Annotated in this window: 18 protein-coding genes and 1 pseudogene; 6 read left to right on the forward strand and 13 right to left on the reverse strand. The window is 71.9% G+C overall.

What is annotated here, in order from left to right; all coding sequences use genetic code 11:
* Nucleotides 1-58: 58 nt before the first annotated feature.
* From ACZ501_RS30100 to ACZ501_RS30115, 4 genes are all read right to left on the reverse strand, one after another.
* Nucleotides 59-1,363, reverse strand: a complete 1,305-nt coding sequence (locus ACZ501_RS30100) for a transglycosylase family protein (RefSeq protein ID WP_468799634.1) — start codon at nt 1,361-1,363, stop codon at nt 59-61.
* Nucleotides 1,364-1,466: 103 nt separating this feature from the next.
* The gene (locus ACZ501_RS30105; protein ID WP_468799636.1) at nt 1,467-2,921 is read right to left on the reverse strand and encodes a CHAP domain-containing protein; all 1,455 of its coding nucleotides are present in this window, start codon (nt 2,919-2,921) and stop codon (nt 1,467-1,469) included.
* A 219-nt stretch (nt 2,922-3,140) separates the two neighbouring features.
* Nucleotides 3,141-3,419 carry a hypothetical protein gene (locus tag ACZ501_RS30110; RefSeq protein WP_468799638.1) on the reverse strand — a complete coding sequence of 93 codons (279 nt, stop codon included), beginning with the start codon at nt 3,417-3,419 and terminating at the stop codon, nt 3,141-3,143.
* Between the two features lie 281 nt (nt 3,420-3,700).
* Nucleotides 3,701-5,350 carry an AMP-binding protein gene (locus ACZ501_RS30115; protein ID WP_468799640.1) on the reverse strand — a complete coding sequence of 550 codons (1,650 nt, stop codon included), beginning with the start codon at nt 5,348-5,350 and terminating at the stop codon, nt 3,701-3,703.
* A gap of 155 nt (nt 5,351-5,505) precedes the next feature.
* On the opposite strand from ACZ501_RS30115, the gene ACZ501_RS30120 reads away from it, so the two are divergent.
* The 4 genes from ACZ501_RS30120 (at nt 5,506) to ACZ501_RS30135 (ending at nt 9,622) form a co-directional block, all read left to right on the forward strand.
* A complete protein-coding gene (locus ACZ501_RS30120; protein ID WP_361600941.1) occupies nt 5,506-6,714 on the forward strand; it encodes an amidohydrolase family protein in 1,209 nt (402 codons plus the stop codon).
* Nucleotides 6,714-7,868 carry an acyl-CoA dehydrogenase gene (locus ACZ501_RS30125; RefSeq protein ID WP_362459272.1) on the forward strand — a complete coding sequence of 385 codons (1,155 nt, stop codon included), beginning with the start codon at nt 6,714-6,716 and terminating at the stop codon, nt 7,866-7,868. Before ACZ501_RS30120 ends, ACZ501_RS30125 begins: the two co-directional genes overlap by 1 nt.
* A gap of 5 nt (nt 7,869-7,873) precedes the next feature.
* Nucleotides 7,874-8,812, forward strand: coding sequence for an acyl-CoA dehydrogenase family protein (locus tag ACZ501_RS30130; protein ID WP_468799642.1), 939 nt, complete (start codon nt 7,874-7,876; stop codon nt 8,810-8,812).
* Nucleotides 8,813-9,169: 357 nt separating this feature from the next.
* Nucleotides 9,170-9,622 (forward strand): ATP-binding protein, encoded by a 453-nt coding sequence (locus ACZ501_RS30135; protein WP_361600950.1) that lies wholly within the window; start codon nt 9,170-9,172, stop codon nt 9,620-9,622.
* 165 nt (nt 9,623-9,787) lie between these two features.
* Here the strand turns inward: ACZ501_RS30135 and ACZ501_RS30140 are convergent, their stop codons facing one another.
* The 3 genes from ACZ501_RS30140 to ACZ501_RS30150 are packed head-to-tail and all read right to left on the reverse strand — an operon-like array spanning nt 9,788 to nt 12,751.
* On the reverse strand, nt 9,788-10,660 hold the full coding sequence (locus tag ACZ501_RS30140; RefSeq protein ID WP_468799644.1) for an immunity 49 family protein: 873 nt from the start codon (nt 10,658-10,660) through the stop codon (nt 9,788-9,790).
* Entirely contained in the window at nt 10,635-12,101 is a 1,467-nt protein-coding gene (locus ACZ501_RS30145) for a pentapeptide repeat-containing protein (protein ID WP_468799646.1), read from the reverse strand. The genes ACZ501_RS30140 and ACZ501_RS30145 overlap by 26 nt, the downstream gene beginning before the upstream one ends.
* The gene (locus ACZ501_RS30150; protein WP_361600958.1) at nt 12,098-12,751 is read right to left on the reverse strand and encodes a TetR/AcrR family transcriptional regulator; all 654 of its coding nucleotides are present in this window, start codon (nt 12,749-12,751) and stop codon (nt 12,098-12,100) included. Before ACZ501_RS30150 ends, ACZ501_RS30145 begins: the two co-directional genes overlap by 4 nt.
* A 71-nt stretch (nt 12,752-12,822) precedes the next feature.
* Between ACZ501_RS30150 and ACZ501_RS30155 the strand changes: the two genes are divergently transcribed.
* The gene (locus ACZ501_RS30155) at nt 12,823-13,044 is read left to right on the forward strand and encodes an FAD-dependent oxidoreductase (RefSeq protein ID WP_468799647.1); all 222 of its coding nucleotides are present in this window, start codon (nt 12,823-12,825) and stop codon (nt 13,042-13,044) included.
* A 411-nt stretch (nt 13,045-13,455) separates the two neighbouring features.
* Nucleotides 13,456-14,232: pseudogene (locus tag ACZ501_RS30160) on the forward strand (FAD-dependent monooxygenase); the annotation flags it as partial.
* A gap of 242 nt (nt 14,233-14,474) precedes the next feature.
* Here ACZ501_RS30160 and ACZ501_RS30165 read toward each other — a convergent pair.
* The 6 genes from ACZ501_RS30165 to ACZ501_RS30190 all read right to left on the reverse strand — a co-directional run.
* Nucleotides 14,475-15,464, reverse strand: a complete 990-nt coding sequence (locus ACZ501_RS30165; RefSeq protein WP_468799649.1) for a hypothetical protein — start codon at nt 15,462-15,464, stop codon at nt 14,475-14,477.
* Nucleotides 15,461-15,640 (reverse strand): hypothetical protein, encoded by a 180-nt coding sequence (locus ACZ501_RS30170; RefSeq protein WP_468799651.1) that lies wholly within the window; start codon nt 15,638-15,640, stop codon nt 15,461-15,463. Before ACZ501_RS30170 ends, ACZ501_RS30165 begins: the two co-directional genes overlap by 4 nt.
* A 4-nt stretch (nt 15,641-15,644) precedes the next feature.
* On the reverse strand, nt 15,645-16,160 hold the full coding sequence (locus ACZ501_RS30175; RefSeq protein WP_468799653.1) for a DinB family protein: 516 nt from the start codon (nt 16,158-16,160) through the stop codon (nt 15,645-15,647).
* Between the two features lie 251 nt (nt 16,161-16,411).
* Nucleotides 16,412-17,065, reverse strand: a complete 654-nt coding sequence (locus ACZ501_RS30180) for a DNA alkylation repair protein (protein ID WP_468799669.1) — start codon at nt 17,063-17,065, stop codon at nt 16,412-16,414.
* Between the two features lie 412 nt (nt 17,066-17,477).
* Nucleotides 17,478-18,335, reverse strand: a complete 858-nt coding sequence (locus tag ACZ501_RS30185; RefSeq protein WP_468799655.1) for an immunity 49 family protein — start codon at nt 18,333-18,335, stop codon at nt 17,478-17,480.
* Between the two features lie 11 nt (nt 18,336-18,346).
* Nucleotides 18,347-20,299, reverse strand: a 1,953-nt coding sequence (locus tag ACZ501_RS30190) for a hypothetical protein (RefSeq protein WP_468799657.1), incomplete at its 5' end; no start/stop codon positions are given.

Genomic DNA, 20,299 nt, shown 5'->3' on the forward strand with positions numbered 1-20,299 from the left:
TACGCGGCCCCGCAGGAAGCGGAGCCGCGTACGGGTCAAGGGTTACGGGTGCCGGTGCTCAGTTGCGGGTGGCGAGCATCTGGGCGCTGCCGTCGCCGAGGCCGGTGATGGCGACCTTCTGGGCGCCCATTCCGGTGGCCCACCAGCCCTGCCAGGAGCCGTTGGCGTAGCGGGCGGCGTGGTAGGTCTTGCCGTCGTTGCCGACGGCGAGCATCTGGGTGTCTCCGTTGGGCATGCCGGTGATGGCGAGGCTGCTGGCGGCGAAGCCGGTGGCGCCGCCGTATCCGTCGACCTTGGCCCAGCCCTGCCAGGTGCCGTTGGCGAGGCGGATGTTGTGGTAGACGAGGCCGTCATTGCCGGTGGCGAGGAGTTGGGTGTCTCCGTTGGGGAGGCCTGCGATGGCGATCTGGCCGGCCTGGAAGGTGGTGGCGGTGCCGGTTCCGGCGACGGCGTTCCAGCCGGTCCAGGTTCCTTCGACGCTGCGGGTGGCGTGGTAGAGGTTGCCGTCGTTGCCGATGATGAGGGTCTGGGTGCTGCCGTCGGGGAGTCCGGCGGTGGCGATCTTCTTGGCCTGCCAGGCTCCGACGGGGGTCCAGCCGGCCCAGGTGCCGTTCTTGAAGCGGGTGTTCTGGTAGATCTTGCTGTCGTTGCCGATGGCCATGACGTGGGCGTCACCATTGCCCATGCCCGTCATCGCCTGGTCCTTCGCACCGAAGGTCGCCGCACCGCCGTATCCGGGCAGCGGCGTCCAGCCGGTCCACGAGCCGTTGCTGTAGCGGGCCGTGTGGTACAGGTTCCCGTCGTTGCCGGTGGCCAGGGTCTGCGTGGAACCGTCCGGGGTCGCGGCGATGGACTCCTGCGAGGCGTTGAAGAAGGCCGCGCTGCCGTAGCCGTTCAGCGGCTGGAACGAGGTCCAGCTCCCGTCGACCATCCGGCTGGCGTGGTACACGTCCCCGGCCTTGCTGACCGGGGCCGGCGGGGCGGTGTCGCCCGGGTACGGGTCGGCGTGGTCGTAGGCCAGGCCCGCGGCGGAGCCGCAGCTGCCCCAGGCGCCGGCGCCCTGGCCGGCGAGGATCTTCTCCGCGATCAGGATCTGCTGCTGCTTGGTGGCCTGGTGCGGGTAGGAGGCGTACGCCCTGCCGCCGAAGGCGTCCCAGGTGCTCTTCAGTATCTGGAGGCCGCCGTAGTAGCCGTTCCCGGTGTTGATGCTCCAGTTGTTGGTGCTCTCGCACTGCGCCACCTTGTCCCAGGTGGCGACCGAGGCGGCCTGCGCGGAGCCGGTTCCGATCGTCGACAGGGCGACGGCTGCGAGCGCGGTGGCGGTGAGGACGGCGAGGCGGGGACGGCGGGCGTTGCGGGACATCGCGGAGGTCTCTCTCTGTGGCAGGGCGGGCTGCCCGCGGAAGGGCGGGCGGGGGCGGCGCGGCGGGGCCGGCCCACCGGTACGGGGTGGGCCGGCCCGGTGCTCAGTTGCGGGTGGCGAGCATCTGGGCGCTGCCGTCGCCGAGGCCGGTGATCGCGACCTTCTGGGCGCCCATTCCGGTGGCCCACCAGCCCTGCCAGGAGCCGTTGGCGTAGCGGGCGGCGTGGTAGGTCTTGCCGTCGTTGCCGACGGCGAGCATCTGGGTGTCTCCGTTGGGCATGCCGGTGATGGCGAGGCTGCTGGCGGCGAAGCCGGTGGCGCCGCCGTATCCGTCGACCTTGGCCCAGCCCTGCCAGGTGCCGTTGGCGAGGCGGATGTTGTGGTAGACGAGGCCGTCGTTGCCGGTGGCGAGGAGTTGGGTGTCTCCGTTGGGGAGGCCTGCGATGGCGATCTGGCCGGCCTGGAAGGTGGTGGCGGTGCCGGTTCCGGCGACGGCGTTCCAGCCGGTCCAGGTTCCTTCGACGCTGCGGGTGGCGTGGTAGAGGTTGCCGTCGTTGCCGATGATGAGGGTCTGGGTGCTGCCGTCGGGCAGGCCTGCGGTGGCGATCTTCTTGGCCTGCCAGGCTCCGACGGGGGTCCAGCCGGCCCAGGTGCCGTTCTTGAAGCGGGTGTTCTGGTAGATCTTGCTGTCGTTGCCGATGGCCATGACGTGGGCGTCACCGTTGCCCATGCCGGTCATGGCCTGGTCCTTGGCGGCGAAGTCGGCGGCGCCGTCGTATCCGGCGAGCGGGGCCCAGCCCGTCCAGGAGCGGTCCGCGTACCGGGCGGTGTGGTAGAGCTTGCCGTCGTTGCCCGTGGCCAGGGTCTGCGTCGAGCCGTCCGGGGTGGCGGCGATGGACTCCTGCGAGGCGTTGAAGAAGGCCGCGCCACCGAAGCCGTTCAGCGGTGCGAAGCCCTCCCAGCTGCCGTCGACCAGGCGGGTGGCGTGGAAGAGGTCGCCGGCCTTGCTCACCGGGGCCGTGGGGGTCTCGGCCAGGCCGGACGGGCCGACGAAGGCCAGGGCGCGGCCGGCGCCCACCGGGCTGGAGTTGGTCTTCCAGTTGAACCAGCTGCGGAAGCGCACGCCCCCGCTCTCGTTGCCGCCGACCGTCTGGATATCGTCCCCGGAAACGGCGACGACGATGTTGACGTGGTCGGCCTCGCCGTCGTTCAGGCTGCCGTCCCTGTCGTAGAGGACCGCGTCGCCGACCTGCGGGGTGCTGTGCAGCGTCCCCTTGTTCTTGCCGTACTGGTAGATGCTGACGGCCGCGGCGCTGATGCCGGAGGTGTTCGCCCCGGCCTTGTTCCACACCCATCTGGTGAACTCGGCGCACCAGGCGCCGGGGTACTGGCAGTTGTAGTCGCTGCACGTGCCGCCGACCTCGTTGCGGGCGATCGAGGCCACGGTCTGGGACTCGGCGTGTGCCGAGACCGCGGGCAGGGCGACGGCCAGCATCGGCGCGGCGACGAGGGTGGTGAGGGCGGTGGCGAGCATGCGGGAGGAGCGGTACGAGGTCATGGTGGTGTCTCCGAGAGGGCATGGCGGCCCGAGGCGTCAGGGCCGGGAAGTGTGTGAGCAGCGCTGTCGCGCGGGGAGGGGGCCGGCCCGCTCCGGCGCCGGGAGTCCCGGGCAGGGGGAGGGGCGGGCGCGGCGGCCCGGCCGCCGGGGTGACAGCTGCCCTGCAGGAGCAGCGGTCCCTGGTGGCGGTGGGGACGTCGGTGGGGTTTCGGGAGCCGGTCAGTACCGGATCAGCGGGCCGAGCGAGTAGTGGCGGGCCGCGCCGGTCCCGAGGACGGCGGTGAGGAGGGTGCGGGCCTTCTCATGGGCCCGGGCGTCGTTCTCGGCCCGGACGAAGAGGGCCACGCTCATCCCCTGGGGCAGGGGACGCACCCGTACGTGTTCGAGGGCGTGCTGCGGGCCGGCGTGGGCCCAGAGGGCGTCCTGGAGGAGGCTCGCCCCGCTTTCCGTACCCGGTGCCCCGGTGTGGCTGACGAGGGGGAGCCGGACGAGGAGCATGCCCCTCAGTCCCACCCGATGGAGCGGTCCGCGGAGTTGGCGACGGTGGTGCTCTGAGTGGTCTTCGACATGACGGTGCCCCCTGGCTGGCGCGTGTTCCGGTGGATCCGGAAGGCGGGTGCCCGGGCTGCGGGGGCTGGTCGCCCCTTCGGCCCCGGCTCCGGGTTTCTTACCCGCCGCCGTTCCGGTGATCACCATCCTGCTCGGCGCGGAAGCCCCGGGGAAGGTTTCCGGACCGGCACCAAGGGGCCTGACACCTTGGTGTCAGGCCCCGGCCCGCTTCAGCTGTAGCGCTCGCGCAGCCGGTACTTCAGCACCTTGCGCAGGGCGTCGTTGCGGGGCAGCGCGTCGACCAGTTCCAGCTGCTCGGGGAGCTTGTGGGGGGCGAGCCCCTGCGCGCGCAGGTACGCCGTGACCTGGGGCAGGGTGAGCGGGGCCGCGCCCGGGGGCTGCTCGACGACGGCGCAGACCCGTTCGCCGCGCTCCTCGTCCGGCAGGCCGATGACGGCCACGTCGCCGACGCCGGGGAGCTGGTGGAGGAGGTCCTCGATCTCCTTCGCCGAGATGTTCTCGCCCTTGCGGATGATGACGTCCTTGCTGCGTCCGGTGAGGACCAGATGGCCGGAAGTGGTGAGGTGGCCGAGGTCGCCGGTGAGCAGGTAGCCGTCGGCGTCGAAGGCCCCGTCCGAGTCCGCCCGGTTGAGGTAGCCGTGGCAGACGGCCTCGCCGCGCAGCCGGACCTCGCCGTCGGTGCCGGCCGGCAGGGGGGTGCCGTCGGGGGCGGTGATGCGGATGGACATGCCCTGCGGGGGGCGGCCCTCGGTGGTGGCGAGGTGGTCGGGGGTGTCGTCCGGCGACCCCATGGTGATCATCGGGACCTCGGTCATGCCGTAGCCGTGGGTCAGCTGGCAGCCCAGCTCGCGCACCACCGCGTGGTAGACCTCCGGGGGCTTGGGGGCGCCGCCGCCCGCCAGCAGCCGCAGGCTCGGCAGCAGCCTGACGCCGGGGTCCTTGCGCTGTTCGGCCAGGAACATGGAGTAGAAGGCGGTGGAGCCCCCGGCGATGGTCACCCCGTGGCGCCGGTAGCCGTCCAGCGCGTCCGGCATCGCGAACTTCTCGAAGAGCACCGCCGGGAACCCGTACAGCAGCAACATCACCGTGTAGTCCGGGCCGGCTATGTGCGCGTACGGGAAGGCCATCGAGCCGATGTCGGCCGGGGTCGGGCGCAGGGCGTGGGCGAGGCAGGAGCCGCCCGCGATCAGGGAGCGGTCGGTGTGCAGGACGCCCTTGGGGTCCGAGGTGGTGCCCGAGGTCCAGTAGATCCAGCGCACGGAGGTGCCGTCGGCGGGCGGCGGGGGCAGGACGGCGGGGTCGCCGTCGGGGAGGTCCGCGTACGCCTCGAAGACGCCGCGCGCGCCGAGCCGGGCGGCCATGGCGGTGTGGTCGAAGCCGCGCCAGACGCCGGGCACGGCGAAGAACTCCGCCTTGGACTCGCGCAGCGCGAAGCCGGCCTCGCGGTCGCGGTAGAAGGGGATCACGGGCGACTGGACGGCGCCGAGGCGGGCGAGGGCCGCAGAGAGCAGGACCGTCTCGATGCGGGTGGGCAGCTGCCAGGCGACGACCGTGCCGGGGCGTACGCCCATGCCGTGGAGGCCGGCGGCGACGCGTTCGGCGCGGTCGCGCAGCCCGCCGAAGGTGAGGGTGCGGTCGGCGGCGGGGTCCTCGGCGGCCTCGATGAGGGCGGGGGCGGCGGGGGTGAGGGCGGCGCGGCGGGCGATCAGCTCCCAGAGGGTCGCGGACCGGCTCAGCTCCGTCGCGGTGGCGGTGGCGTCCGCCGTCGTGGCCGTCGCCGTCCGGGGGGTTCCGGGGGTCGCGTCCGCCGTCGTGGCCGTGGCCGTCGCCGTTTCCGTGGTCGTTTCCGTGGTCGTCATCCGGGGCCTCCCCCTGGGCGTGCCGGCAGCGACGCCAGCTGACGGTTAGTCAGATCAAGGGCAGAGCGTAGGGCTCCGGCGCTTGTCGGTCCAGGGGTGGCGGGGATAGCTTGTTTCTGACGATGCATCAGATTGGGGAGAAGGAGCGCGAGCGTATGGCACTGGAACTGCCTCGGATCATCAGCGTCGACGACCACGTGATCGAGCCCGCCCACCTCTTCGACGTGTGGCTGCCCGCGAAGTACCGCGACCGCGGACCCAAACCCCTCACCGCCGGCATCGGCGAGCTGGAGTACACCGGCGGCAAGTACGTGATCACCATGGACCCCGACGGCCCGCCGACCGACTGGTGGATCTACGAGGACCTGAAGTTCCCGTACAAGCGCAACATCGCCGCCGTCGGCTTCGACCGCGACGACATGACCCTGGAGGGCATCACCCGCGACGAGATGCGGCGCGGCTGCTGGGACCCCGCGGCGCGGCTCGCCGACATGGACCTCAACCACGTCGAGGCCTCCCTGTGCTTCCCGACCTTCCCCCGCTTCTGCGGCCAGACCTTCGCCGAGGCCCACGACAAGGAGGTGGCGCTGGCCTGCGTGCGCGCCTACAACGACTGGATGGTCGAGGAATGGTGCGGCGACAGCGGCGGCCGGCTGATCCCCCTGTGCATCATCCCGCTCTGGGACATCGACCTCGCCGTCGCGGAGATCCGCCGCAACGCCGCCCGGGGCGTGCGCGCCGTGACCTTCTCCGAGATCCCGACCCACCTGGGGCTGCCGTCCATCCACTCCGGGTACTGGGACCCCTTCTTCGCCGTCTGCCAGGAGACCGGCACCGTCGTCAACATGCACATCGGCTCCTCCTCGCAGATGCCCGCCGCCTCCCCCGACGCGCCGCCCGCCGTGCAGGCCTCGCTGAGCTTCAACAACGCCATGGCCTCGATGATGGACTTCCTCTTCAGCGGCGTCCTGGTCACCTTCCCGGCCCTGAAACTCGCCTACAGCGAAGGCCAGATGGGCTGGATCCCGTACGCGCTGGAACGCGCCGACGACGTCTGGCGGGAGCACCGCGCGTGGGGCGGGGTGCGCGGACTCATCCCCGAGCCGCCGTCCACGTACTACTACCGGCAGATCTACTGCTGCTTCTTCCGCGACAAGCACGGCATCGCCTCGCTGGACGTCGTCGGCCGCGACAACGCCACCTTCGAGACCGACTACCCGCACGTCGACTCGACCTTCCCGCACACCAAGGAGGTCGCCCTCGACCACGTGGCGGGCCTCGACGAGGAGACGGTCTACAAGCTGATGCGCGGCAACGCCATCCGCATGCTGGGCCTGCCCCTCGACCGGGACCGGGCGCGCTGATGGACCTGTCCTACACCGAGGAGGAGCAGGAGTTCCGCACCCGGCTGCGCGCCTGGCTCGCCAAGGTGCTGCCCGAGCTGCCCGCCAGGCCCTCGCCCGACGACTGGCCGGGCCGGCGCGCCTACGACCTGGGCTGGCAGCGGCGGCTGTACGACGCCGGGTACGCGGGCCTGCACTGGCCCGTCGACGCCGGCGGCCGGGGGGCCACCCCGACCCAGCACCTGATCTTCCTGGAGGAGACCGAGCGCGCGGGGGCCCCGTACGTCGGCGCCAACTTCGTCGGCCTGCTGCACGCCGGGCCCACCATCGCCGCCGAGGGCACCGCCGGGCAGCGGGCGCGCTGGCTGCCGCCGGTGCTGCGCGGGGACGAGGTGTGGTGCCAGGGCTTCAGCGAGCCCGGCGCCGGCTCCGACCTGGCCTCCCTGCGCACGCGGGCGGTGCGCGACGGGGACGCGTACGTGGTCACCGGGTCGAAGATCTGGACCTCGCACGCCGAGGTCGCCGACTGGTGCGAGCTGCTGGTGCGGACCGACCCGGCGGCGCCCAAGCACCGCGGGATCTCCTGGCTGGCGATGCCGATGGACGCGCCCGGCGTCACGGTCCGGCCGCTGCGCACGCTGGCCGGGTCGGCCGAGTTCGCGGAGGTGTTCCTGGACGAGGTCCGCATCCCGGTGGACAACCGCGTCGGCGCCGAGAACGACGGCTGGCGGGTCACGATGGTGACCCTGTCCTTCGAGCGCGGCACCGCCTTCGTCGGCGAGGTCGTCGCCTGCCGGCGGACCCTGTCCCGGCTGGCCCGGACCGCGAAGGAGAACGGCTGCTGGGACGATCCCGTCCTGCGCCGCACCCTCGGACGGCTCTACGGGGAGTTCGGGGCCCTGTGGAGGCTGACGCAGTGGAACGTCAGCGCGGCACAGCGCTCCGGCGGCGTCCCGGGCGCGGGCGGCAGCGTCTTCAAGCTGGCGTACTCGCACGCGCGGCAGGAACTGTACGAGGCGGCCGCGGCGGTCCTGGGGGCCCGGTCCCTGTCCCTGGAGGAGGAGTGGACGGCGGAGCGGCTCTCGTCGCTGTCGTACACCATCGCGGCGGGCACCTCGCAGATCCAGCACGACATCGTGGCCGAGCGGATCCTCGGCCTGCCGAAGGGGCGGTGAGGGCGGTGGACTTCCAGCCGACGCCGGAGCAGCGGGACCTGCGGGCGGGCGTACGGGACCTGCTGGCGGGGCGGTACGGGCGCGACGCGCTGCGGGCGTCGGTGGCGCGGGCGGAGGCGGCCGAGGCCGACGGGGGAGGCGGGGCCGTGGACCGGGGGCTGTGGCGGGAGCTGGGCGAGGCGGGCTTCTTCTCGCTGCGGCTGCCGGAGTCCGAGGGCGGGGTGGGCCTCGGCCTGCCGGAGGCGGTGGTCGTCTTCGAGGAGGCCGGGCGGGCGCTGGTGCCGGGGCCGCTGGTGGCCACCCACCTGGCCGCCGGAGTGGTCCCGGGGGCGGCTTCGGGCTCGGCGGTGGTGACCGCGTTCGACCTCCGGGGGCCGCTCGTGGCGCACCTGGGCGAGGCCGACGCCGTGCTGGGGACGGACGGCGTCCCGGCGGGGGAGCCGGTGAGGTCGGCGGATCCGCTGACCCCGCTGTGGCGGGCCGCCGGAGCGCTGCCTGCCGAGTACCGGGACGCGGGGGCGCTGCTGACGGCGGCGCTCCAGGCCGGAAGCGCGCTGCGGACGGTGGAGCTGGCGGTGCGGTACGCGGGGGAGCGCGAGCAGTTCGGGCGGCCGATCGGGAGCTTCCAGGCCGTCAAGCACCTGTGCTCGCGGATGCTGGTCCGGGCCGAGGTGGCCCGTACGGCGGTCTACGCGGCGGCCGTGACCGGCGACCCCGCCGAGATCGCCGCCGCGAAGCTGCTCGCGGACGGGGCGGCCGTGCGGGGCGCGCGGGACTGCCTCCAGGTGCACGGGGGAATGGGCTTCACGTGGGAGGCGGACGTCCACCTGCACCTGAAGCGGGCCTGGGTGCGGGCGGAGCAGTGGCGCACGGCGGCGGGGGCGGAGGAACTGCTGGCCGAGGAGCTGCTGGCGGAGGCGCTGGAGCGGGACGCGGCGCCGTAGGGGGCGGGTCGCCGTAGCGGGCTGTGACGGGAGGTCCATGCAGGACCCGGCAGGGCACGGGAGGGACGGGGCGGGACGCATGTCCGATTACAGAGAGTTGATATCGGTTTGTGTCCTTCACCCAGCCCGATGCGGCCCGGAGGCGGGGGCGTGCCACGGTACGCTCCGACGATGCGAGCGGTTGAGCGGCGTGAGCGTCGCACAGTATGCACCACGCCTACTCCTTCGCGCTGGAATATGCCCGAAGCGCTTGTTGTGGTGACTGTACGTCAACCATGCTGCTCGGCACGGGGGTCACAGCGGGTGATCCCATCCCGTCGCGAGGCGAAGTGTCCGCCGGTTCGGATGGTGTGAGCGGTGCAGGTGCTTCAGGTACAGCTGGAGGTAGGACCGGACCCCGCCGAGGTCGGCCGGGCGCGCCGGTGGGCACGGTCCCGGCTGGCGGGGTCCGGCATAGGGGACGACGAGCCGCTCGCCGAGACGCTGATCCTGCTGATCTCCGAGCTGGTCACGAACGCGGTCGTGCACACGGGCTGTCCGGCCGTGCTCCGGATGCTGCTCGGGGGACCGGGGGTGCGCGTCGAGGTCGCCGACGCCAGCGACCGGGCCCCGGCCCGGCGCCAGGCCGGCGGCGAGGACACCGGCGGACGCGGCCTGGAGCTGGTGGACGGCCTCGCGGACCGGTGGGGCTGGCAGCGCGAGGGCGCGGGCAAACGCATCTGGTGCGAGATCGACCGGGCCGCGGCGGAGGGCTCTGAGGGGGTCCCGAAAAAATGTGGACTGATGCGGGAACCGCGCGTGTACCTCTAACGAGGTGTTGACGGTTCGTCACCTGTTGATCACCCTGGTGGTGAGCGATTCGTCGCGAGGGGACGCCAAGGGTCCTGTGCCTTGACGAGTGCGGGTCGTGGGGTGGCGGCTGCCGTGCCGCGCTCGGGGCGTGCACGACCGCACGCCGCCACCCGCAGGTCGTGACTACGTGCTGATGGTGTCGAACTCGCCGACCCAGCTGCGGGCGACGAGGTGCTTCGGCAGGTATGCGGACTCGACGGTCAGGGGGAATCCCGCGTCGCGGGCCAGGCAGGCCATGGCCAGCGGGCCGAGGGCGACGAGGCTGCTCGCGTTGCCCGCAGCCGCGCCCCCGTCCGCGCGCGTCCAGTACTCCTTGTGCCACTGGAGGGCCTGGGCCAGGGCTTCGTTGAAGCGTGCGTGGTCGCCGGTGAGGTAGTTCAGGAAGAGGTTCATCGGGGGGTAGAGAACCCGCAGCATCAGGTCCCGGTCATCGCCCTCGAGCCCCTCCGGGTCGGTACCGGCGATCGCCGCGTCCAGCAGCCCGCCCAGCTCGCCGCCGCCGAGCCACCAGGTCTGCAGGGTCGCGATCCACGGGTAGACGTACGCGTCGTATTCGGCACCCGAAGCCCGCAAGAGCTCCAGGGGGACCCGGGCCAGGGCCGTCATCCGGTCCGGCTCGCCGCAGGCGATCGCCAGCCAGAAGGCGTTGATCCAGTTCTCCGCGTTGCTGTGGTGCTGCGGCCCGGTCGCCGGGATGACCCGCACTTCGTCGGTGATGCGGCACTTCACCGTGCCGGTCGTCGCGGTCGAGGTGGCGAAGAGCGCGGAGCCGACCTGCGTGGCCGTCACCCACGCCTCCCAGGTCGCCAGGCCGGCTGCGCGAGGGTCCTCGCCGCAGTGCGTGAAGGCCGCGAGCAGTGCCGTCCCGAACGCCAGCCGGAACCCGGCGGGCGACGACTCCAGCCGCTCGACGTTCCGCGCTGCGCTCTTGTCGAGCTTCTCGGCACGGCTTCCCAGATCGGCGGGCAGCTCATGCCGGGGGACGAGTAGGGTCACGTTGATCATCCTCTGTCGATGTCGAAGACCCGTGCGTGGACGCATCCGTCGTGCGGGGCGCCGGGCTCGCGGAGGTGGTGCGGGCCGGGGGGATGACCCGTACGTCGCCTCCGCGGGCGCGGATCCAGTCCTCCAGGGCCGTTCCGGCGAGCGGGGTGCGGGTGCCGTCGGCCCCCGCGTGTTCCGCCGGGCCGAGCACGGTGCCGGTCAGGCCCGCCACGCGGGTGTCGTCGTCCAGCACCACCTTGAAGCCGTTCTGCCGGAGCACCGCGCCGCTGAGGTCGGCCCCGCGCAGGTCGGCGCCGTGGAGGCCCGCTCCGAGCATGCGGGCGCCGCGCAGGCTCGCGCCGCGCAGGTCGGCCCCGTACAGGTCGGCCCGGACGAGGTCGGCGCCGTCCAGGACGGTGCCGCGCAGCACGGTGTCGTCCAGGTCGGCCCGTACGAAGCAGGCGCCGGTGGCGTCGGCCCCGCTGAGGTCGGCGCCGTTGAGGTGGGAGCGGTGGAAGCAGGTGCCGACCAGGCGGGCGCCGGCCAGCTTGGCGTCGTAGGCCCAGGACGAGCTGAGGTCGGCGCCGTCCAGGACGGCCCCGCTGAAGTCGAGCCCCATCAGGTCCTCCCCGCCCTCGGCGCCGTCCCGGACCCACTCCCACAGCCGGTCGGCGGCCGCCGGGTCGGCGGGCAGCAGCACCCGCCAGGGCAGTACGGCGGGGCGCCGGAGCCGGTACCAGGGGGCGGACGCCGGGTCGGCGCCGGTCTCCTGGCCGTCGTCCGCGACGGTCAGCGCCCGGAAGCGGGCGTCGAGGGCCTCCAGGCGGGGATCGCCCTCCAGGTCGCGCAGCGCGTCCCGCTCGTCCAGGTCCTCGCGGTACATGTCGCTCCCGTACCAGCGCACGGGCGGCCACCCGGCCTCCATGCGGCAGATCAGGTCGGTCCACCGCCACAGGCGCGGGTCGGTACCGGGGGGAGCGAGGGGCGCGGACCGGACCACCTCGGGCAGCCCCTGCACCACGGCGTCCGGGAAGGCCTCGACGCGGGCCTGGGTGTGGGTGACCAGGCTCGCCGGCCCGTCCAGGGCGTCGACCCGGGCGAAGGTCGACCCGCCGCCGGGGGTCAGTACCCGGTAGATCCACGGCAGGCCGCCCGGGTCGGTCATCACGGCCGTTCCCAACTCCCGGGCCAGCGCCCGTGCGACGGTCTCGGTGGACGGCGGGTCCGGGACGGCCGGGCCGGCGTAGACGTGGAGCTGGCAGGCGATGTCGCCGGGCCCGAACCACTCGTACCCGCACTGGATCGGCGTGTCCCACCGCCAGCCGTCGGCCTCCCCCTCGGGCCCGACCTCGACGGCTCCCTCGCCGACGGCGAAGACGGCGTCGAGGATCGGACCGAGGACGGCCGGGTCCGGCCTGGAGGGGAGGTAGAACCCGTAGCCGCGTCCGGTCATCGGACGACCCCGTACCGGGCTGCGATGCCGGCGACGACGAGGCGCAGGCCTTCCTCGAAGCCCTGGTCGTAGTCCTGGAAGAGGTCGGCTCCGGCGTCGGCGGCCAGGGGGAAGCCGGCGAGGCGCTCGGCGCGTTCGGCGACGTCGTAGCCGTCGCGGCGTTCGCCGGGGAGGGGCTCGACGCCCTGTTCCTCGGTGACGAAGCCGAGGGTGAAGAAGTACGCCGTGGTGGTGGCCCGGACGGCCTGGGCGAGGGTGAAGCCGGCGCCGGTGAGGGCGCGCAGGTGCTCCTCCATCAGGGTCGCGTGCTCGGTGCCGGTGAAGCGGGAGCCGCTGAAGACCTTGGCGCCGTCGCGGTAGCGCAGGAGGGCGGTGCGCAGGCCGCGGTTGGCGGCGAGGAGGCGGTCCTGCCAGGAGAGGTCCGGCGGGAGGGCGACGTCGGCGGTCATCCGGCGGTACATCTCCGTCGCCATCTCGTCGAGGAGCTCCTGCTTGTTCTTGAAGTGCCAGTACAGGGCGGGTGCCTGGACGTCGAGCTCCTTGGCGATGGCGCGCAGGCTGAGCCCGTCGAGGCCGAGGTCGTTCAGCAGCCGGAGGGAGGTGTCGACGGCCTGCCTCTTGTCGAGCTTGGGGGATCTGCGCGTAGCCACGCTTGACAGCTTAACAGCGTTAAGGGCACGCTCGGGGAGTCGCGTCACTTAACATCGTTAAGGAGAAGTCGTTGGACACCGATGTACTGATCGTCGGCGCGGGACCGGCCGGACTCGCCCTCGCCGTCGACCTCGCCCGCCACGGGGTCCGCGCCCTCCTCGTGGAGCGGTCCGCCGGCCTCTTCCGGGCTCGCGCGGCAAGGGCATCCAGCCCCGCACGCTGGAGGTCTTCGACGACCTCGGCGTCCTCGACGCCATCCGGGCGGCGGGCGGCCCGTACCCGGTCGGGATGATCTGGCGGGACGGCGAACGGGTCGGCGAGCACGCCATGTTCGACGTCGACGAAACCGGGCCGGGGGGCGAGGAGGCGCCGTACGCCGAGCCGTGGATGGTTCCCCAGTGGCGCACCCAGGAGATCCTGCTGGCCCGGCTGACCGAACTGGGCGGCGAGGTCGCCTTCGGCCGGGAACTGACCGGCATCGCGCAGGACGCGGACGGGGTGACGGCCGCGTTCACCTCCGGCGCCCCCGTCCGGGCACGGTACGCGGTCGCCGCCGACGGCGGCCGCTCCACGGTGCGGCGCACGCTCGGGATCGGCATGACGGGAGAGACCGTCGACCCGGACCCGGTGCTGGTGGCCGACGTGCGCATCACCGGCCTCGACCGGGACCACTGGCACGTCTTCCCGCCGGACGCCGACGCGGGCTTCCTGGATCTGCCCGCTGGCGGGGACGGAGGACTTCCAGGTCGCGGCCGGGCTCCCGTCGTCCGCCGGCCCCGTGGACCTCTCCCTCCCCGCCCTCCGCGCACTGATCGCCGCCCGCTCGCACCTGGACGCGGCCGAGGTGACCGAGGTGCGCTGGGCGTCGGACTTCCGGCCGCGCGCGGCGCTGGCCGACCGGTTCCGGGAGAACCGGATCTTCCTCGTCGGCGACGCGGCGCACGTCCACTCGCCGGCCGGCGGCCAGGGGCTCAACACCAGCGTCCAGGACGCCTACAACCTGGGCTGGAAGCTGGCCGCGGTGCTGCGCGGGGCGGCCCCCGAGTCCCTCCTCGCCACCTACGAGGAGGAACGGCTGCCCGTCGCCGCCGAGATGCTGGGCCTGTCGACCCGGATCCACCGCGGCGAGGCCCGCCGCGGCACGGCGACGCGACAGCTCGGCCTCGGCTACCGCGGCTCGTCCCTGGCGGTGGAAACCCGCCCGGACCTCCCGCCGGACGCCCTCCGGGCCGGCGACCGCGCCCCGGACGGCGTCCGCGGCGGCCTGCGCCTCTTCGACGCCTTCCGCGGCCCGCACTGGACCCTGCTGACGGTCGGCACCACCCCGAAGGCCACCCTCCCGGGCACCCGCCCGATCCACATCCCGCCGTACGGGGCGTACGGCGACGGCGTCTTCCTCATCCGCCCGGACGGCTACGTGGCCTGGGCGGGCCAGACGCCGGAGGGACCGGCGGCGTACGCGGCCGGGGTGGGGGTGTGACCCGTGCCGTCGCTCCCGGGGACCGCTCCCGTCCCGCGCCGGGACAGGCGCCCCGTCGCGTCGTCACCCGTCGGCCGACCAGGGCAACGAGAGCGGCCGGCGAGGCCGGTACCAGTGGCGGCGGTGAGGTCCTCGTACGCTCGGTCAAGTGCCATGGCGCGTGAGACCCCGACGCCGTCGACCGTCCGCGCCCGGAAGGGCAGCGCCCACACGTGCTCCGTCCGCGGGTCGCTGCAGCGGCCCTATCCAGGCCGGTCCTCGCCGGCGAGCTCCCGAAGAGAGGTCAGATCCACACTGCGGGGCTTGCCGGTCCTCATCTGCGCGGTGAGTTCGGCGAGGGCCTGGGAGGGCGACAGGCCGCGTGCACAAGCAGCGCTCAAACGGTCCAGGTAGAGGTGCCCGACCGTGAAGGCCTCCTCACCGGCGGCATCCTTCGGCTCGAAGCTCGCGGCCGCTTCGGCATCGGATGTCCATACGTATCCGAGCACCACGCCGCGCGCATTCGAGACCGCAACATACTGCACCTCGCCCTCAGCAGAGCGCTTGTACGTGACGTCTGAAACGGCAGTGTGGTGGAAGCGTCGCTTCCGATAGGGGATCTCGAAGCTGGACCACACGTCCGAGGCGCGGCCGTCGCTGTCGAAGAAATTCTCCACACCCGTCTCGGTCGCCTTGCCGAAATACGTGGGATCTTCCGGGTCTGTTTCCGAGCCAAGCGCCTCGGCAAGACCTTGAAGGGCTGCCGACAGCCGGGGCGCGTTCGCCGCATACACGTCGGGCTGGGCGCGTCCTCTGAGGTCGTGGTTCATCCAGATGTCCGAGTACGTGATCAGTTCAACGGTGACGAAGCCCTCGAATGCGGACGCGCCGAGAAGGAAGGTCCTCTCCTCAGGCCCGCCCGCCTCGCCGTCGCGCGTTCCCGAGCAGTACACGTGCGCGTCGACGGATCCGATGCGGCCCGGGCGAAGCGCCCCTCTCACCACGCCGCAGAGACGTTCGACCTGCGACGTGTTACGGCCTTCGGGCAGCCTGAGCGCATCCTCGAACAAGCGATTCTGCGGGTTTCCCCACTCCGGCACGGACAGGTGCACTACCGGTTCACCCCGGGCCATCTGATGCTCCGCAAGGACCGAGTATGCGGCCGCGAGATCGGCAAGGCAGCTCGAGACAAGGTCTGCGGTCTCGCTATCGCGGCCCCAGGTCCAACGGGCAACGGCTGTACTGGCGATCACCGTCCCACCTCCGGTGTGAAGCGGCCGTCAAGCGGCACGAAAACAGTTCCGTCCGGTGTGCGGATGATGAACTGGACCTTCTTCGCGTCGAAGCGCTGCTTGAATTGATCGATCTGTGTGAGCATCTCGGCTTTCGATGGTGGGGGTGTGACCCGCATCGTGGTCTTCCCCGCCACAGGGCTAGTAGTAGCCCTTCGTGCCGTCCAGGAGCTCGCGGACGATGTCCGCGTGGCCCGCGTGGCGTCCGGTTTCCTCCACCAGGTGGATCAGCATCCAGCGGAGGTTGGCGCCGCCGGAGTGGAAGCCGGGGTGGCGGCCGATGTCGTCCAGGGAGGCCGCGGCGATGATCGCGTTGCTGCGGGCGCACTGGGCCTCGTACTCCGCGAGGAGCTCGGCGAGGGGGCGGCCGTCGGTGTGCCAGTCGGCGTCCGCGTCCGACTCGTCGAACGCCGGGTTCTGCTTCTCGTCGCCGCCGAGGAACAGCACCTCCAGCCAGGTGTGCTCGGTCCAGCGCATGTGGGAGACGAGGCCGGCCATGGTCATGGCGGGTGAGGTCGGTATCACCGAGCGGTGCGCGTCCGCGTCGTCCAGCCCCGCGCACTTCCACCGCAGGATCTGCCGCTGAAGGTCCAGCCAGCCCATGAGTGCCGTGCGTTCGTCTGCCTGGAGCGGGGGGCGTTGCAGTTCGGGTGTCATAGCGGCGCAGGCTAGCGGGGCGGTCGGGAGGCGGGCACCTGGATTTCCGGGGCGGGAGGGCAGTGCGTGCGGGGGCGACTCAGACCGCCCGTCCGCCACCGGGGTCTTCGCTCGGAGATCCGGAACGACTTCCGGGAAACCCTCCACCGCCGCCTGTGGGAAGGCGGCCACGGGTGCCTGCGTCGCGTACACGCGCACCCCCGGTTCGTCGCCCTCCAGCTCCTCCGCCCTCGCGGACGCTCCTGCCCGTTCTACCGCGTGGTCGACGGCGTCGAGCGGCTGACCATTTCGTTGATCCAGGTGGGCGCGTACGGGGACGTGCAGCCCGGGGAGGTCGGGTAGTCCTTCAGTACCTCCAGACGCTCCCCGATGGCGAGCGCCCGGGCGCGGTGCTCGGGGTGTTCGATGCCGATCTGGGCCAGGCAGTGGTTCATCGCCCACTGGAGGCGGACCGGGGCGTCCTTCATCTCCGCCTCGATGGTGTCGAGGAGCCCGGGGATGTCGAGCCCCGCGGGCCTCTTCGCCACCCGCTCGGTGGTCAGCGCCCAGCCGGCGCTCGCGACCACCGGATCCGGGTCGGCGAACCAGGCCGCGCGCAGTTCCTCGGCGTGCGGGCTCTTCTTCACCACGTAACCGATGAGCCAGTCCTGCACCTTGGGCGTGCGCGCCCCGCGCAGCATGGCGTCCAGCTCGTCCCGGTCGTACGCCTTCGGGCGGCAGATCAGGAGCGCGAGGAGCCGCGCGGCGGTGTCGTCCGTCGCCCAGAGGTCGCGGGCGAGGTCCTGCTGCGTCTTCAGGCGTTTGGCGACGGCGCGCAGCCTGGTGAGGTTCACGCCGTGGTCGTCACCGTGGCGCTCGTTCACGGCGCGGATCTTCGGGTCCTCCAGCGCCGCCAGCTCGGCCATCACCTCGGCCGCCGTCGTCGTCCCGGTCACCTCGGCCGCCTCCTGTCCGTCGTCGCGTACGGATTCAGCGTACGAGGCGCCTACGACAGCCCTTGCCCGGTGCGCCTCACCCAGGAGCGCTTGAGGAGGTGCTCCGGCAGGTAGGGGATGATCGCGTACCAGAACGCCTGGAGCCACGCCGATGCGCGCGGCGTGGTGCGGCCCCCGTCGCGGGCAGGGTGCGCATCGCGTGGTGGATGCGGCATCGCGTCGTGCCCTCGGTCATCCCCGCCGTACGGAAGAGCGCCAGGCCCAGCTGGGCGGCGTTACCACGGTCTGCCAGGTGGTCGGTTCGGCGCCCTGGGGTCCACCAGGGTCCGGGACTGCACGTGCAGGTCGGCCTGCTCTCACCGCTTCGTTCCGCCTGTGGTGATCAGACGTCGAACTCGCCGACCCAGGAGCGCTTCAGCAGGTGCTCGGGAAGGTACGGGGACTCGACGTTGACGGGGATGCCGCCGTCGTAGGCGAGGCACGTCACGGCGAGGATGCCGATCGGTACGAGGCCGTCGATGTCGTTGGCGCGTTCGGGGGTGGCGGTCCAGTACTGCTTGTGGAGTTCCAGGGCTTCGAGGAGGGCTGTGTGGAAGCCCTCCTCGTCCTTCTGCAGGAACTTGTAGAAGAGGTTGATCGGCGGGTAGGCGACCTGCTGGATGTACTCGCGTCCTGCGATGACCGCGACGTCGGGGTGGGAGCGCTGGAAGGTCAGGGTCAGTTCCGGGATCAGCTCGGGGCGCTTGAGCCAGTACGCCTGGAGGGTGGCGACCCAGTGGTAGAGGTAGTCGTCGTGGTCCGCGCCCGAGGCGCGCAGGACGTCGATCGGGAGCTCGCACAACTCGGTCATCTTCGGCTGGTCGCGCGTGATGATCGCGTACCAGAACGCCTCGATCCACGTGGGTGCGCTCGCCTGCCAAGAGGGTCCGGCAGCCGGCAGGGTTCGCATTTCGTGGTGGATGCGCACCTCGGTCGTTCCCTCGGTCATCCCCGCCGTGCGGAACAGCGCGACTCCCAGCTGCGCCGCCGCGACCACGGATTCCCAGGTACCCAGCGCGGCGCCCTGCGGGTCCACCCCAAAGCAGGCTGCGACGTTGAAGGTGGCGTCCTTCCAGGCCGACTCGATCCTACGTGGGGAGGTGAGGGTTGCGAGGTCGCTGACCAGATCCTCACAGAGCTCGTTGACCCAGGCCGCGCTGTCGGGCCTCGGCTCCGAATGGCCGGCCACGAAGACGGTCATCGTATCTCCTGTCACTTGGTGAGATCGAAACGGCGAAGAGTGTATCCGGCGTAAGTTCCCGTGTTGTCGGCTCCCTTGACGACGACGTAGTCGATCCGCGGCGGTTCCGCGTCCAATGCTGCCTTGAGGGCCTTGTAGAGGATTTTTTCGCTCTCGATGTCCCTTCCGCGCTTCTTCATCTGCTCAAGAATGTCCTCGAAGTACGCGCGGGTTCCTTGCGAGACGCGGGTACCGTTGATCCGGCGTTCGCCCAGGTCCGTGGTGACGTGGCTCTTCGCCTCGACCACGACGTACCGGTCGCCGTGCTTGTACACCTGGTCGAACTGGTCGTTTCCGTTGGCCGGGCCGTGCAGCGTCTCTTCCTTGGCGCCGGGGAATTCCTTCGGTATCGCGTGTTCCCTGGCTATGGCCTCGCCGTACGCCTCGCTCTTCTTGGAAAGGGCTTCGTGAAGCGGGGCGTGCTCCGCCCTGGCAGCGTCGAGCGCCGCCTGGGTTTCCGCCGTGTTGTGGAGCTTGTGTGCCTTCTTGGCCTCGCCATAGGCGTCGTGAGGACCCTTGTCGGCGGTGATGGCGTCGTGACGCTCCTTCGCAGCCTGATCGAGCGAATCCCGCATTTCCTGGGTGACGAACACGTCCTTGTGGTCAACGGACTTGGCCTTGCCCAGGTAGTCCGGCGGGACCGGCGGCGGAATATCCGACTTCGGCACCCAGACGTCGGGGGCGGTCTCCACGAGCTGCGGCGGGACCAGCCCGGTGTGGTCCGGCACGTCGGCCCGCAGGCGGTAGCCGAGCTTGTTGTAGTACTTCTTGAAGTAGGGGTCCGTCGGGTCGTTCGCCCGGTGGACCTGGTACTCCATGATCTGCCGCTTCTCGGCGTCCGTGTACTTGTGCGCGTTCTCCCGGTGCGGAGGCAGCTCGGGTCGTCCGCCGTTGCCGGGCGCCGCCGGGTCGGGGCCGTCGCCGTGCCCGTGACCCAGGTTGTCGGGGATGCCGCCGCCCTGGTGGGGGATGCCGCCGCCACCGCCGTGGCTGCCTCCGGTGGAGGGGGTGGTGTCGGTGTGCGCTGCTCCGCCGCCGGTGGGGGTGGTGTCGGTGCCGCCGTGGCCCGTGGCGCCGGTGCCTCCGGGTTCGGTGTGGCTGTTGTGCGGCATGTTGTCGGCCGTGCCGCCCGGGGTGTGGGAGGTCGTGCCGCCCGGGGTGTGGGACGCGGTCCCGCCCGGGGTGTGGGAGGTGACGTCCGCCGTGTGGGCGCCGACGCCGACCGGGACTTCCTGGCGCACCGGGACCTCGGCCAGGGGGTGGTCGGGGCCCTTGGGGACCGAGGTGAGGTCCTGCTTCGGGAGGCCCTTGTGGTCCAGGAGCTGGTTGGTGACCTTGTCGAAGTACTGGGGGCGGCCGAGCGCGTCGTCGGTGAGCTGGACCGTGTCGTCCGGGTGCGGGAACTTGATCCCGGGGGCGTCGGCCTTGGGGAGGTCCTTCCACACCACGTCGTCGATCTTCGGGAACGCCCCGTCGACCTTGCCCAGGTTCGCGAACAGGTCACCGATCTTCAGCTTCGCCAGCGAGCCGGCCTTGCCGATGTAGGTGATCGGGTCGATCAGCCTGCCGGCCTTGCCCGCCACACTGATGACCTTCGCGACCGTGCCCGCCTTCGCCGCCGTGCCCGCACCCCCGGTGAACACCGTGGTCAGCACGTTGAAGGTGACCGCGCCCGCCGCCCGGGCCGGGTTCTTGCCCCACTCGTCCCACGCCACCAGCGCCTTGCCGGTCTCCTTCACCGCCTTACGCGAATCCCGGAACCACGGCGGCAGGTCCTTGTCCTTCGCCATCCAGAACGCCGTACCCACACCCGGGACCGTGGTGATCGCAAGTCCGGTGGCCAGCTTCGCCAAGCCGGTCCACGCCTGCCCGGCCGCGTCCCAGCCGTCGACACCCACCAGCGTGCCCAGGCCCCGGATGGTGCC

This window comes from Streptomyces sp. NPDC034085, from assembly GCF_055575555.1.

Coding starts and splice junctions, on each gene's coding strand:
- ACZ501_RS30100 (WP_468799634.1), bottom strand. CDS start 1,363: ATGTCCCGCAACGCCCGCCGTCCCCGCCTCGCCGTCCTCACCGCCACC.
- ACZ501_RS30115 (WP_468799640.1), bottom strand. CDS start 5,350: ATGACGACCACGGAAACGACCACGGAAACGGCGACGGCCACGGCCACG.
- ACZ501_RS30110 (WP_468799638.1), bottom strand. CDS start 3,419: ATGCTCCTCGTCCGGCTCCCCCTCGTCAGCCACACCGGGGCACCGGGT.
- ACZ501_RS30185 (WP_468799655.1), bottom strand. CDS start 18,335: ATGACCGTCTTCGTGGCCGGCCATTCGGAGCCGAGGCCCGACAGCGCG.
- ACZ501_RS30120 (WP_361600941.1), top strand. CDS start 5,506: ATGGCACTGGAACTGCCTCGGATCATCAGCGTCGACGACCACGTGATC.
- ACZ501_RS30175 (WP_468799653.1), bottom strand. CDS start 16,160: ATGACACCCGAACTGCAACGCCCCCCGCTCCAGGCAGACGAACGCACG.
- ACZ501_RS30145 (WP_468799646.1), bottom strand. CDS start 12,101: ATGACCGGACGCGGCTACGGGTTCTACCTCCCCTCCAGGCCGGACCCG.
- ACZ501_RS30105 (WP_468799636.1), bottom strand. CDS start 2,921: ATGACCTCGTACCGCTCCTCCCGCATGCTCGCCACCGCCCTCACCACC.
- ACZ501_RS30180 (WP_468799669.1), bottom strand. CDS start 17,065: ATGGCCGAGCTGGCGGCGCTGGAGGACCCGAAGATCCGCGCCGTGAAC.
- ACZ501_RS30125 (WP_362459272.1), top strand. CDS start 6,714: ATGGACCTGTCCTACACCGAGGAGGAGCAGGAGTTCCGCACCCGGCTG.